This is a genomic window from Ligilactobacillus sp. 110_WCHN, from assembly GCF_030518115.1.
Lineage (GTDB): Bacteria > Bacillota > Bacilli > Lactobacillales > Lactobacillaceae > Ligilactobacillus > Ligilactobacillus aviarius_C.
Genome location: NZ_JAULLI010000019.1, coordinates 1 through 13,745, shown reverse-complemented (window position 1 = coordinate 13,745; position 13,745 = coordinate 1). Strand labels below are relative to the sequence as shown.

Here is a 13,745-nt window from a genome sequence, read left to right as displayed (position 1 = left end):
TACCAAAGTTTAATCAAAATTCCTAAAAAATTTGGGAATCATCAATTAATTGCTTATAAATCGGGATATCTAATGAATAATTATTATTTGCCCCGTAGTTAGCGGCATTTGATGTGAAGATCACCGCATCCGCCCCGTTTTTCGAAATATCACCGATCGTATCAAAGCCGAATTCCGTTCCATGAAAGTGATATCCGGCATACTGTTGTCCAAGTAATTGCGGAACCGTTTGCCGAATCGAGTAAACTCCTGATAAATATGTCGACCGCGTCTTTCCTGGCGAATACAAGGCTGCCGTCTGCCGTGGGGTAAGAATGCTGGAAGTCATAAATGCCCGTAATGTCTGATAAAGATCACCATTTGACATGTACAAGTTCCCTGTCCCCAGCTGTTCATCATACCCGGCCCGTTTTTCCTTAAACGGAACATATGCAGTCGGCTTTTGCGGATTAAAATGATATCCTTGCGCTTGAACGGCCCGGTATTTATTCATATTCTGATAAAAATATGAGTATCGGAGGCCAAGCGGTTTGATAATATTTTGTTCAAAATATTTGTAATAGCTCATCTGATTTTCGCGTTGAATGATCCCAGCTAATAAAACAAAGTTAACCGGTTGATAATGCAGCTGACCAATCATTTGCGGGTTAATTTTGACTTTATTAACCGTGTATTGGAGAAACTGACGATCATTTGCCGGTTTCTTGATTGACCGTTGGTCTGCAATGCCTGAAGTCATCGTCAATAAATTCCGCAAAGTGATCAAATTGGCTCCTTGAATTTGCGGATAAAATTTACTGACCGGGGTATCAAGCGAAAAGTGCTTTTCAGCGGCTGTTTTCATTAAAAGAACCGCCGTCATACTTTTTTGAATCGAAGCAATTTGGTATGTAACCTTTCCTGAATTCATTAATCCTTGCGTTTGGTTGGCATATCCAAATCCTTGTTGATATACCAAATGATTATTTTTAACCAACGTCACCGTTCCGATAAAGTGCCGGTTCTTCATCAATTGGGTCAATTTCTTCTCGGTTTTCGTTCCTTGAATGTAGTTCACATTTTGGTCAAACGATTCAAGCGGCGGCTGGTAAATATTCATTGCCCGCCCTGAAAAAGTTGCAAGCTGAATTCCACTAATCAGCGCAATTAAAATAATTAACGCCCTAATCAAATTCCGTTTACTTTCTCTTGAACTTAACAATTGCTTCACACCTTGCTGTCTGTGGAAACATATCAATTGATTGAATGTATTCCACATGATAATCATTCGTTAATTTTACTAAGTCGCGTGCCAATGTTGACGGATTGCACGAAACGTAGACAAACTTTTGCGGTTTGAATTGATGGATCGTTTGAATAAGCCGCTCATCAAGTCCCGTTCGCGGGGGATCCACGACTAACGCATCCGGAACAAAGCCTTCCTTTGTCCATTTTGCAAACCATTTATCCGCCGTTCCGACTTCATATGTCGCATTTGAAACACCAGAAAGACGCGCATTCATCCGTGCATCTTGAATTGCCTCTGGAATAATATCCATTCCACGAATTTCCTTTGCATTTTGGCCAACGTATAATCCAATTGTTCCAACACCACAATAGGCATCAACTAGAGTTTCATGCGGCTGAAGATCGAATGCTTGCGCAACCTGGTCATATAACCGAATCGTCTGCTGCGGGTTCAATTGGAAAAATGCCCGGGCTGAGAGTTTAAAATGAACGTTTCCAAGCTGCTCGTCAAGATAATCGGTTCCTGCCAAGTTAAACGTTTCATCACCCCAAATCTGAGACCCGCGGCTTCGATTTACATTTTGCATTATTGAAATGATCTCTGGAAATTGCTGCTGAAGATCATTGATCAATTGATTTTTTTGAGGAAAACGGTCGCTCGTTGTAATAAAAACGACTTGAATCTGATTAAATGCTTCGGATTCCCGAATCACAACCGTCTTTAATAACCCACGGTGCTGCCGCTCGTCGTATACCGAAATATTCCATTTTTTGATTAGGGCAACAACTGTGCGCATGACCTTCATCGTTAACGGCTTTTGCGTACTAAAAGTTGGAAGATCTACAAGAAAATGCGAATTGGGACGATATAGGCCCGCAAGGATCTTCCCACTCTTTGACTTTCGAATCTGAAATTGCGCTTTATTCCGATAATGGTATGGTTCATCCATTCCAATCGTTGGACGAATTTCCATTTGGCGATATCCCTGCGGCTTAAACTTCGCTAATGATTGCCGAATAATATCTTCTTTGAATTTTAATTGGGCTGAATATTGAAGATGTTCAAGTTCAATTCCGCCAACGTCATACTTATCCCGGGGTTGCGTTCGAACCGGACTTTTTTTCAAAACTTTAATAAGGTGGGCATTGATGTACTTCGCCTGTTCCTTTTCAATTCGAGCCAAAACGTATTCTTCCGGCAACGCCTGCGGAACAAAAACGATTTTGCGTTGAAAATAACCAATGCCTTCACCGTTAATTCCCATTTTTTTGATTTTTAATTTAATAATTCTCTTTTTTTCCATAAAGAACCCCTCTCAGAATATTTCAATTATAGCATTAAACAATTTCAACGTTTATAATGGCAGTAAGAATTGGAGGTTGATAACGTGAAAATTACAGCAATTCAGGCTCAAAAACGAAAAGGCCGGTATAACATCTTTATTGATGGTCATTACCGCTTTCCCGTCAGTGAAGAAGTCTTAATCCAATTTCGCCTGCATAAGGACCAGGAAATTACAGATGACCAAATCAAAGTCATTACTGATGCTGATTCAACTTCAAAAGCTTACAATAAAGCCCTCGATTACCTTTCTTATCAGTTAAGAACTGAAAAGGAAATCATTCAATATCTGCAACAACATGAATTCACCGACCTTCAAATTGAACCCGTTCTTCAACGTTTACGTACTCAAGGTTACATTAATGATCTTGAATACGCTAAAAGTTATGTTCGGACAATTGCGAAGACCTCTGATAAAGGGCCGAAAGTGATCACCCAAAACTTACGCAAAAAAGGCGTCCTTGAAAACGATATTGAAACCGCCCTTGACGAGTTTCCATTTGAAGATCAACTTCAAAATTCAATCAAAATCGCTCAAAAGCTTGCCCGCAAATACCACCGGGAAGCCTTCAAAATCCAAATTCAGAAAATTAAAAATGGCCTTTTTGCAAAGGGCTTCAGTTCTGAGATTGCAACTGAAGCAATTAATCAGCTTGGTCTCGAGAAGGATGAAGATCAGGAAAAAGAACAATTGCATCTTCAAGGGGCTAAAATCATACGTCGGTATCAACGGCTCCCTCTTTCACAACGCAATCAAAAAGTTAAAATGGCCTTGTACCGCAAAGGTTTTTCGATGGACGAAATCAACCAATTTATTGATGAACAAAATTAAAGGATCGGGTACTTTCCCGATCCTTTAGTTTTGTTTTTGACGGCGTTCATGGATTTTTCGTTGAACTTTCTTTCCAAAACGGTGTTCTTTCGGGACAACTTTTCCATAGATTTTCTCTTCTAAAAACGCATTGACAATTGCGCCAAAGAGAATAATCAAATTCGTAAAGTTCATCCAGAAAAGTAATACCAGGAATGTTCCGATCGTTCCATAACTTAAAATCCGATATGCAAAATACTTCACGTAAATCGTAAAGATGCCTGTCAACGCCATCCATCCTAACGCCGCAACTAAAGCTCCTGGCCAAACTGATAACCAGTGAACTTTGACATTCGGCAATACAATATAAATCAAACACAAAATTGAAAAAATAATGACAAATGTTACCGACCAACGATACCGTAAGAAAATTTCCAGATACGATAACGGAAGTTTAAAAATCGGTGTTAAATATTCAAGGACAATTTGACCAAAACTGTAAATCACAAACGTCGTCACTAACAACGCTCCGAAACTCAGCGTGATCAAAATTGATAATACAGTTGTCACAATAAAATCTTGTGAATCTCCCACTCCAAATATTTGATTCATCGACCTTTTTAACGCATTAATGCCGCGACTGCCAGCCCATAATGTAAAGATCATCGAGAACGATGCGATTCCGCCTGAACCATGCGTCAAAAACTTGCGGACGATTGGACCTAAAAAGTTATATACCGGTTCCGGAAGCGCAACGTTTAAGTACGGCATGATCCGGGTTGCATTCAAATGCATAATTGGCAAAATATTTCCAATAAAAATCACGATTGGAACAATTGTAAGCAAAACATAATACGTTGCGACAATCGCCATGTTGAAAATATCACCCTGGATCGTCTTTTTCAGCGCAGTCTTGGCAAACTTCTTTAAGTTCGCACCAAACTTTTTCATTTTGTAATTCCTTTGCTTATTTCAATTAATAAAACGCACATACCCTTATTAAACCACTTTAAATAAGGATTTCCCGTTAAATTATGATTACAAAAAATAAAAAGGTCGGACTCTCGTCACGACCTTTCATAATTAATGTCATGAATTACTTAAGTGTTTTTGCTAATTCCTTGATGTATGCCTTTAAGTCAGCACTTACTTCTGGGTGTTTCAATCCAAATTGAATTGAAGTCTTCAAATAGCCAAACTTGTAACCCACATCATAACGGTTACCCTTAAATTCATGAGCAAATACGCGTTGAATTTGGTTTAACCGGTCAATTGCATCCGTTAATTGGATTTCATTACCAGCACCTGGCTTTTGAGTTTCAAGCATATCAAAAATTTCAGGTGTCAATAAGTAACGACCGATGATTGCCAAGTCAGATGGTGCCTTATCAACATCTGGCTTTTCAACAAATTTATTAACATCAAATAAACCTGGTTTAGTTTCAGTAACCGGGTCAATTACACCGTACTTGTTAACTTCTTCATGCGGAACCTTCATAACAGCTAATGTTGAAGCATGCGTTTCTTCATAGCGGTCAATCAATTGTTTCGTCAACGGAACTTTGTCGTCCATAATATCGTCACCTAACATGACAACAAATGGTTCGTTTCCAACAAAGTCCTTAGCCATCAAAACCGCATCTCCTAAACCACGTGGATGTGATTGACGGATAAAGTACAAGTTAATATCCGTTGTTTGTTGAACAAGTTCGAGTAAGTCGTTCTTGCCCTTTGCTTTCAAGTTTTGTTCAAGCTCAGGAACTGAGTCAAAGTGGTCTTCGATTGGCCGCTTACCCTTTCCTGTAACAACTAAAATATCTTCGATTCCTGACTTACGTGCTTCTTCAACGATGTATTGAATTGTAGGTTTGTCAATAATTGGGAACATTTCCTTTGCCAAAGCCTTTGTGGCTGGAAGGAACCGTGTCCCTAATCCGGCTGCAGGAATAACAGCTTTTCTAACTTTCATTGTTATACCCCTATCTAAATTTATTGGTGTATTTATCTAAAAAGATAATCAAATATCTAGTGTAATTATACCAATAAATAATTCTTTGACAAGTAAATTATCGATTTTTGGTAAGGATTTACTTACTTATCTGAGAAAAGTTTAATTTACACAAAGATTAAATTATTAAATTTTTGTGATTAAATCAGCGTTTCAGATATTTTCATTTTAAAAGCAAATCCTTATCTTAATGATTATTAGGATTTACTTAAATTTATACAGATATTTTTCGTCCATTGCTGGATCTTGCGATGTTAAAATTTTTGGGCCATCTTTCGTAATTACAATTGTATGTTCATATTGGCATGAAAGACCGCCGTCTGCTGTCCGGGCTGTCCAGCCGTTCGGATCATCCATCACTGCCCGCCATGTACCGGTATTGATCATTGGTTCAATGGTAATTGTCATTCCTTCACGAAGGCGCATTCCTTTTCCGGCTTCACCATAATGCGGAACATTCGGTGATTCGTGCATCGTTGGTCCAATTCCATGCCCGATGAATTCCCGGACATCGCCATAGCCGTTTTCGTCTTCTGTATAATGTTGAATTGCAGCCCCGATGTCCCCGATTCGGTTACCGACTTGAGCTTGATCAATTCCAAGGTACAAAGCCTTCTTTGTAACTTCCATTAAGCGTTCAACTTCTGGACTTGGTTTTCCAACAACGTAACTCCAGCATGAATCGCTCATTGCTCCATGATAGTTAACAACCGTATCGATTTTAACTAAATCGCCTTCCTTAAAAATCAAATTTTTCCGTGGAAAAGCATGACAGATTTCATCATTAACACTGACACATGTTGCATACTTATATCCTTCAAATCCAATTTGTTCAGGAATTGCATCATGTTCTTTGAAGTACTTGCGAGCAAATTTTTCAACTTCCCAACTTGATACCCCAGGTTTAACAATGTCACGCAGTCCAACGTGCATTCCAGCTAAAATTGCGCCTGAAACTGCCATTTCTTTAATTTCGCGCGGCGACTTTAATGTAATCATTTAATTATCCTCCATTCCGAATCAAATTATTATTCTTTTCTATTATACCTTAACTTATTACTATTCGGTAAATTCTAATAAACAATTCTCACGTTTACCGCTGATTTTTGATATAATTTGATATAATGAAAAAATATAGGTTTACGGAAAGGAGGCATTCCATTGGCCAAAGCAGAGATCGTTTTCGCAACGATTACCGGAAATAACGAAGACATTGCTGATATCATTGCTGAAAATCTTGAAGACCAAGGTCTTGATGTTCAAGTTGATGAAATTTCACAGGCAGACGTCAGCGATTTTGAAGATGCTGACCTGTGCATCGTATGTCCTTATACCTACGATGAAGGAAATCTACCAGATGAAGGAATGGATTTCTTCGACGATCTGCAAGAAACTGATTTGTCAGGCAAAATATATGGAGTTGCTGGATCAGGTGATACATTCTACGGCGAATATTATTGCACCGCAGTTGATGAGTTCAGCCGCGTATTAAAAGAAGCCGGTGCAATTCAAGGTGCGCCGGATGTTAAAATCAATCTTTCACCTGACACTGACGAAGACCTTGATACCCTTGATCAATTTACAGATCAATTAGTAGCTAAATTAGAGGAGTAACATAACAATCATGACAAAAAAACTTTCAATCATTGTACCTTGCTATTGCGAGGAAGAATCAATTCCGTTATTCTATGACGCCGTTGAAAAAGTTGCCCCGCAATTACCAAACATTGAACTTGAATACTGGTTTATTGATGATGGCTCATCGGATAATACCCTTGGTGAATTACGGAAACTTCAACAAAAAGATCCGGAACATGTTCACTATGCCTCATTTTCACGGAATTTTGGGAAAGAAGCCGGACTTTACTGCGGATTACAACAAGCAACAGGGGATTATGTTGCGGTAATGGACGTTGATCTGCAAGATCCGCCTGAACTATTACCAAAAATGCTTGGTTATCTTGAATCTGGCGAATACGACTGCGTTGGAACACGACGGGTCGATCGCAAGGGTGAACCACCGATCCGGTCATTCTTTGCCCACATGTTCTACAAGTTGATCAACAAAATTTCCGACACTGAAATCGTTGATGGCGCCCGTGATTACCGTTTAATGACCCGGCAAATGGTCGATGCAATTCTTTCAATGTCCGAATACAACCGGTTCTCAAAAGGAATTTTCAGTTGGGTCGGATTTAAGACGAAATACCTGGAATACCAAAACAAAGAACGGGTTGCCGGTAAAACAAGCTGGAACTTTTGGAGTTTATTGAAATACTCAATTGATGGGATTGTTTCCTTCTCCCAAACGCCATTAAACATTGCATCATACGTTGGATTACTTTCATCCGTTGCGTCTGTTATCGGAATTATTTTCGTAATTGCAAGAAAACTTCTATACGGCGGTTCAGCATTTGGATGGGCATCGATGGTATGTATTTTCCTTTTTATTGGAGGAATTCAACTTCTCTGTCTCGGAATCGTCGGTAAATATATCGGTAAGATTTTCATGGAAGTCAAGAATCGTCCGGTATACATTTTGAAAGAGAAAAAATAGTTTTGAAGCATTAAATAACCGTGAGTTCGCTCACGGTTATTTTTTAATCTGCCCGATTCTTTGATTTTTAAAGCTTTTTCGCCCTCTTCTCTTTTTAGATTCCATGCTTTAAAATAAAGAGAGAATAATGTAAGGAGGGCCTTTTGGTGGAATTTTCGTTTGATCGTCAAAGCCATAAATTCGGATATTTAAAATACACTGCAGCCTTTTTAATCGTTGCTTTATTTGTGTACGGAACTTACTTGGTTACCGGACATTCATTAATTTGGCGACTCGACGGTGCTAACCAGCATTTGCCGCTTTTAATTGAATTTCGCAAATGCTTACTGAACTTTATCCACCATCCATCCCTTGCGGCCCTCCCCGGCTGGTCGTGGCATATGGGACTTGGCGGCGATGCTTTCCAAGTTGATGCTTACTATTTATTTGGTGACATTTTTGCATACCTTGTCTTGCTTTTTCCAGCAAGTAAAATTGTTTTTGCATATCAATTTCTGATTGTCTTACGGTTATATTGTGCCGGTTTAGCATTTTGCTGGTGTGCATTCCATTTAAAATTAAAAGATTCGTCGGTTGTTATCGGAGCGCTTGTCTACCTTTTTAATGCTTTTCTGCTTTACTCAAACGTTGCTCAACCGTTCTTTACCCTGCCGTTTATTATCTTTCCAATTTTGATCGTCAATCTTGAACGGGTCATTCAAGGAAGATCTGTTTGGCCGTTGCTGTTCACATTTACGTGGATGCTGATCAATAACTTTTACTTTGCCTATATCCTTGGTTTAGGAGCCATTGTATATTTAGGCTTACGCCTATTATGTGATCTTAAAGCCAAGAAAAACTACCTGAAATTGTTTGCTAAGCTGGCGGGCGCAACGGCTTTAAGTATTATCAACGCGGCCGTTCTCTTACTTCCGGAAATTATTGCCGTTCATAATTCAACCCGGACTTCAAGCACCTTTGCTAACGGATTAAAAGTATATCCGGCATATTACTATTTAAGCTTGCCGGGGCAACTGATCAATGGCGGCAACCGCGACTTTTACTTTTGGAGTGCCCTTGGCTTTGCCAGCATCGCGGTTTTTGCCATTTTATACACTCTTAAAGCATTTAAACAATACCGCATCATTAACTCGGTTCTGATCATTAGTTTCATTATTTTACTTATTCCCGCGTGTGCTTCCGTTTTCAACGGTTTTTTGGCTCCATCTAACCGGTGGACGTTAATGTTATGTCTTCCAATTGCTTTAGCATGCGCGGCCCTTGCTGACAACCTTGAAACTTTATCTGTAAAAACCATTAAAGGGTTTACGATTGGAGCCATTCTTTACATCGCCTATGTTTGTGCGGACTACTTCTTCCAAAATAATGAAAAGATATTTATTCCCGTTGTCTTTCTTTTCGTTACCCTTGGCGCGTTGCTTTTGATTCACCATTATCAACCGCACCATGCGCGGCAAATTCTTCTTGGAGTCGTCTTATTAAACGTGATTTGCAATGCTGTTTACTTTGAAGCTCCTTTCAATGAAGGATATTCAAACGAAATGCTGCCGCGGAAAAGTTACTCGCGCCTTGCTGATATTCAATACGGAAAGCTTGCCCAAAAACTAACTGATCAAACTGGTTATCGAATCTCAACGATCAGTCAAAATGCAGATTTCGGTGCTGGATATCATATGTACAATAATCAACAAGCAAACGTTAATTCCATCAACTCATACTATTCATTACAGAATAAATTAATTGGCGACTTTGCTCAAAATCTGCAAAATACTCAATTTGAGGCTAACATTCCGCTTGCCCAGTTTGATGATCGGACAGTTGCGAATAACTTTTTCGGGGTTAAATACCTCTTTGTTCACCACCAACAACCAAATAGTGCTAAGATTCCGGCCGGCTATACGCTCGATGCCAGCCAAATGCTGAATACGTATACAAACGACCGGATTCTGCGATACCGTACCCAGCAGAATTTTCCACTAATGTACTGGCAATCGAAGGCCTTTACCCCTGACCAGTACGCAGCCTATGGTCCGACTCAAAAAGAGCGGGCCCTTGCTGATGGTGTTTTAGTCAACCACCCGACCGGTCTGCCGCAAGCGTCTGTTAAGGGACAGGTTATCAACCTTCCGTTTAAATTGATTTCAAGTAACGGAAACCTAATTGATTCGCAACACCTCAAGCATCTGGATTCAAATGAAAGTTACAAAGTTGTTCTCGATCTTCAAAATTTGACCCCTGAACAGCAAAAAGCATTGAAGGATTCTGAACTGCACCTTGAATTTGAAAGCTTGCATTATCAACCATTAACGTTGAAACAACAAATTACAATGCAGCAAACCAATGCCGACTATCATTTGAGCGATGGAAAGTTGACCCAAAACTCGAAATTAAGTGCTTACCAGGCATTCCGAAACAACATTATTAGCGGTCTGCCTGATCAAAGTTTTAAAATTCGAGCAACTACCCCACTTGGAAAAGAAGTTATCAAACAACCGAAGGCTCAAATTTTGTCATTCTATAAACAAGTCAAAAACGGAACGATGAATTTAGGATTTTACCCTCAGATTCCGCAAACGATTGCGCTGAACTTTAACCATTTAGGGACTTACTCGTTTAATTTGAAACTGGTTGCCGAACCCCTTGGAAGCCAATATGCTCACCAAGTTCAAACCATTCAAAAGAATCGGCTACGGCAGCTGAAATTGTCGCCGAACCATCTTCAAGGAACGATCAAGACTACCCGTCCGGGAATCTTGACCTCTTCGATTCCGTACTCCGATGGGTGGCAAGCCACGGTCAACGGGAAAAAGGTTCCGCTTCTCCGCACGAACACCGCATTTATTGGAATCAAGCTTCCTGCCGGCGTCCATCACGTTGAATTGAGCTACCATACTCCAGGATTAAAACTTGGAATCATCATTTCAGCGATTGGAATAACCATTACGTTAGTTAGCGGTGGAATCACGCTTGTTCGCAAGAAAAAAGAATAGATAAAAAAAACGCGACAATCATGTCGCGTTTTTTTCTACTTAAATTCTTCTGGACATTCTTTAAGCTGGCCAAAATGATACTGGATCGCCTCAACGATTCGTTGAGCGGCATGGCCATCACCGTATGGATTTTTAGCATTGGCCATTGCCTCATATTCTTTTTGATCATCCAGTAGCGTTTCCATTTCATTCTTAACCGTTTGATAATCCGTTCCAACAAGTTTTAACGTTCCCGCCTTAATTCCTTCCGGACGCTCGGTTGTATCCCGCAGCACAAGGACTGGTTTCCCAAGTGCTGGAGCTTCTTCTTGCACACCGCCAGAATCTGACATGATGAAGAAACTGCGGGCAGCGAGATTGTGAAAATCAACCACATCAAGCGGATCGATCAAATGAACGCGGTCAACATGGTCAAAGATCTCATGGGCTGCCTTTTGGACCGCTGGGCTTAAATGAACCGGATAAATCACTTCAATCTCCGGATGAGTTTCAACAACATCGCGAATGGCCTTAAAGACCCGTTTCATCGGTTCACCTTGATTTTCCCGCCGGTGCATCGTTATTAAAATCAATTTCTTTTGGGGATCAACAAGCTCTAAAATGTCATGGTGATAATCATCCTGTACGGTTTCATGCAGTGCATCAATTGCTGTATTACCGGTAATAAAAATCTTTGCGGCCGCATGATTTTCCTTCAACAGATTATCCTTACTTTGCTGCGTTGGCGCAAAGTATAAATCAGCAAGGTCATCCGTCATTTGCCGGTTCATTTCTTCCGGATATGGTGAATACTTATTCCAGGTCCGCAAACCGGCTTCAACGTGGCCAACTGCAACTTGTTGATAAAAAGCCGCTAAACTTGCTGCAAATGTCGTGGTTGTATCGCCATGAACCAGTACAATGTCTGGTTTTTCCGTTTCAATGACCCCTTTTAATTTATTTAAAACATCAACCGTGATGTCATTCAAGCTCTGCCCCTGGTGCATAATGTTTAAATCATAATCCGGTTGGATCTTAAAAATTTCAAGCACCTGATCCAACATTTCTCGGTGCTGAGCCGTAACGACCGTCACCGCTTCAATTTGATTAGCATGCTTGTTCAATTCTAATACAAGCGGGGCCATTTTAATTGCTTCTGGCCGCGTCCCAAAAACGGTCATTACTTTGATCTTTTCCATATAGATCCTCCTCTTGCCCTATATAATCAATTTCACTTACATTTCTATGCTATCATATATATTAAGATGAATGGAGGTTCCTTACTATGACAATTGCAAATTTTGAAGAAAAATTACAAAAATATGCTGAATTAATCGTTAAGGTTGGGGTCAATGTCCAACCCGGACAAGAAGTTGTTCTCTATATTAATGTTGAACAACAACACCTCGCCCACTTAATCGTCAAAGAAGCTTACAAGGCCGGTGCCGGAAAGGTAATGATCAAATGGAGCGATACCTTTGCCCAACGTGAATTTCTTGAACATGCAAGCGATGAATTTCTTGAAAATGTTCCGGAATTTGCCAAGGAAGAAGCCCAATACATTGCTGATCACCGTTGCTGCCGGATCTCAGTGATGTCAGAAGATCCCGGTGCATTTGGCGGAATTGACCAAAAACGGGTTGCCGCATACCAAAGTGCCAACGGAAAAGCCTTAATGCCTGTTCGGCAAGCAACCCAAAACAATGATTTAAGTTGGACAGTTGTTGCCGCTGCCAGTCCAGCATGGGCTGAACGCGTTTTCCCTGATTTAAAGGGTGAAGCCGCCGTTGATCGTTTGTGGGAAGAGATTTTCAAAACAACCCGGATCGACCGTGAAGATCCAATCCAAGCTTGGAAAGATCACGATACTAAATTGCACGAAAAAGAAGACTGGTTAAATAAAGAACAATTCAGTGCATTACACTACACTTCACCACGAACTGATTTAACGATCGGTCTTCCTGAAAATCATGTTTGGGAGGGTGGCGGAAGCAAAAACGCTGCCGGGATCGAGTTCATGGCTAACATGCCAACCGAAGAATGTTTCACTGCGCCTGATAATCGCCGAATCAACGGTTACGTAACCTCAACTAAACCGTTAAGTTATGCCGGCAACATTCTTGAAAATATGAAATTTACATTTAAAGGCGGGAAAGTTGTTGAAGCCACTGCTGAAAAAGGCCAAGCTGTCCTTGATCACCTTCTTGAAACTGATAACGGTGTTCGTTCCCTTGGTGAAGTTTCCCTTGTTCCAGATCCATCACCGATTTCACAATCAGGGATCACGTTCTTTAACACCCTCTTTGATGAAAACGCAAGCGATCACCTTGCTTTAGGAGCTGCTTACCCATTTAACGTTCAAGGCGGAACCAAAATGAGCGAGGATCAACTTAAAGCGAAAGGCATCAACTTTAGTCAAGCCCATGTTGATTTCATGGTCGGCTCAGCTGATATGAACATTGATGGAATTAAAAAGGACGGGACGATTGTTCCTGTATTCCGAAATGGTGATTGGGCTTAAATAAAAAAAGCTGCGATTTGCATCGCAGCTTTTTTATGCGCTTGATCGGAATTGAACCGATGACCTACCGCTTAGGAGGCGGTTGCTCTATCCTGCTGAGCTACAAGCGCAACTGATTAAAACAATAGTTTAAGTATAATTAATCTTTGAAAGGCACGCAAGTATCTCCATTTTTTAAAATTTAATAATAATTATGGGATAAGTCTCTTTTATTTTTAAATATTTTCTAATAATTTAGTTTTATGTTACATTTTTTGCCATAAACCGTGTATAATTATTTTACGAAACATATTTTGTTTAAAAATATTCT

At 40.1% G+C, this 13,745-nt stretch carries 11 protein-coding genes and 1 tRNA gene; 5 read left to right on the top strand and 7 right to left on the bottom strand.

Features of this window, described 5'->3' with window-relative positions; all coding sequences use genetic code 11:
• Positions 1–22: 22 nt before the first annotated feature.
• Both Q3C15_RS06985 and rlmD read right to left on the bottom strand, forming a co-directional pair.
• Entirely contained in the window at positions 23–1,201 is a 1,179-nt protein-coding gene (locus tag Q3C15_RS06985) for a serine hydrolase (RefSeq protein WP_302704769.1), read from the bottom strand.
• The gene (gene rlmD / locus Q3C15_RS06980) at positions 1,179–2,531 is read right to left on the bottom strand and encodes a 23S rRNA (uracil(1939)-C(5))-methyltransferase RlmD (protein ID WP_302704768.1); all 1,353 of its coding nucleotides are present in this window, start codon (positions 2,529–2,531) and stop codon (positions 1,179–1,181) included. The genes Q3C15_RS06985 and rlmD overlap by 23 nt, the downstream gene beginning before the upstream one ends.
• An 84-nt stretch (positions 2,532–2,615) precedes the next feature.
• Between rlmD and recX the strand changes: the two genes are divergently transcribed.
• Positions 2,616–3,401 (top strand): recombination regulator RecX, encoded by a 786-nt coding sequence (gene recX, locus Q3C15_RS06975; RefSeq protein ID WP_302704767.1) that lies wholly within the window; start codon positions 2,616–2,618, stop codon positions 3,399–3,401.
• Positions 3,402–3,425: 24 nt separating this feature from the next.
• Here the strand turns inward: recX and Q3C15_RS06970 are convergent, their stop codons facing one another.
• The 3 genes from Q3C15_RS06970 to map all read right to left on the bottom strand — a co-directional run bounded on the left by Q3C15_RS06970 (position 3,426) and on the right by map (position 6,387).
• A complete protein-coding gene (locus tag Q3C15_RS06970) occupies positions 3,426–4,331 on the bottom strand; it encodes a YihY/virulence factor BrkB family protein (RefSeq protein WP_283573638.1) in 906 nt (301 codons plus the stop codon).
• Positions 4,332–4,476: 145 nt separating this feature from the next.
• Positions 4,477–5,349, bottom strand: coding sequence for a UTP--glucose-1-phosphate uridylyltransferase GalU (gene galU, locus Q3C15_RS06965; RefSeq protein ID WP_057826717.1), 873 nt, complete (start codon positions 5,347–5,349; stop codon positions 4,477–4,479).
• Positions 5,350–5,592: 243 nt separating this feature from the next.
• Positions 5,593–6,387, bottom strand: coding sequence for a type I methionyl aminopeptidase (gene map / locus Q3C15_RS06960; protein WP_057826716.1), 795 nt, complete (start codon positions 6,385–6,387; stop codon positions 5,593–5,595).
• A 162-nt stretch (positions 6,388–6,549) separates the two neighbouring features.
• On the opposite strand from map, the gene Q3C15_RS06955 reads away from it, so the two are divergent.
• The 3 genes from Q3C15_RS06955 to Q3C15_RS06945 all read left to right on the top strand — a co-directional run bounded on the left by Q3C15_RS06955 (position 6,550) and on the right by Q3C15_RS06945 (position 10,935).
• Entirely contained in the window at positions 6,550–7,002 is a 453-nt protein-coding gene (locus Q3C15_RS06955; protein WP_057826715.1) for a flavodoxin, read from the top strand.
• 10 nt (positions 7,003–7,012) lie between these two features.
• Positions 7,013–7,945: a glycosyltransferase family 2 protein gene (locus Q3C15_RS06950; RefSeq protein WP_057826714.1), complete on the top strand. Its 933-nt coding sequence runs from the start codon at positions 7,013–7,015 to the stop codon at positions 7,943–7,945.
• Positions 7,946–8,091: 146 nt separating this feature from the next.
• Positions 8,092–10,935 carry a YfhO family protein gene (locus tag Q3C15_RS06945; protein WP_302704765.1) on the top strand — a complete coding sequence of 948 codons (2,844 nt, stop codon included), beginning with the start codon at positions 8,092–8,094 and terminating at the stop codon, positions 10,933–10,935.
• A 35-nt stretch (positions 10,936–10,970) separates the two neighbouring features.
• Here Q3C15_RS06945 and wecB read toward each other — a convergent pair whose 3' ends face one another.
• Complete coding sequence (wecB, locus tag Q3C15_RS06940) at positions 10,971–12,113, bottom strand: non-hydrolyzing UDP-N-acetylglucosamine 2-epimerase (protein WP_302704764.1); 1,143 nt, start codon at positions 12,111–12,113, stop codon at positions 10,971–10,973.
• Between the two features lie 86 nt (positions 12,114–12,199).
• Between wecB and Q3C15_RS06935 the strand changes: the two genes are divergently transcribed.
• Positions 12,200–13,435 carry an aminopeptidase gene (locus tag Q3C15_RS06935; protein WP_302704763.1) on the top strand — a complete coding sequence of 412 codons (1,236 nt, stop codon included), beginning with the start codon at positions 12,200–12,202 and terminating at the stop codon, positions 13,433–13,435.
• Between the two features lie 36 nt (positions 13,436–13,471).
• Here the strand turns inward: Q3C15_RS06935 and Q3C15_RS06930 are convergent.
• Positions 13,472–13,545, bottom strand: a tRNA-Arg gene (locus Q3C15_RS06930).
• Positions 13,546–13,745 lie beyond the last annotated feature (200 nt).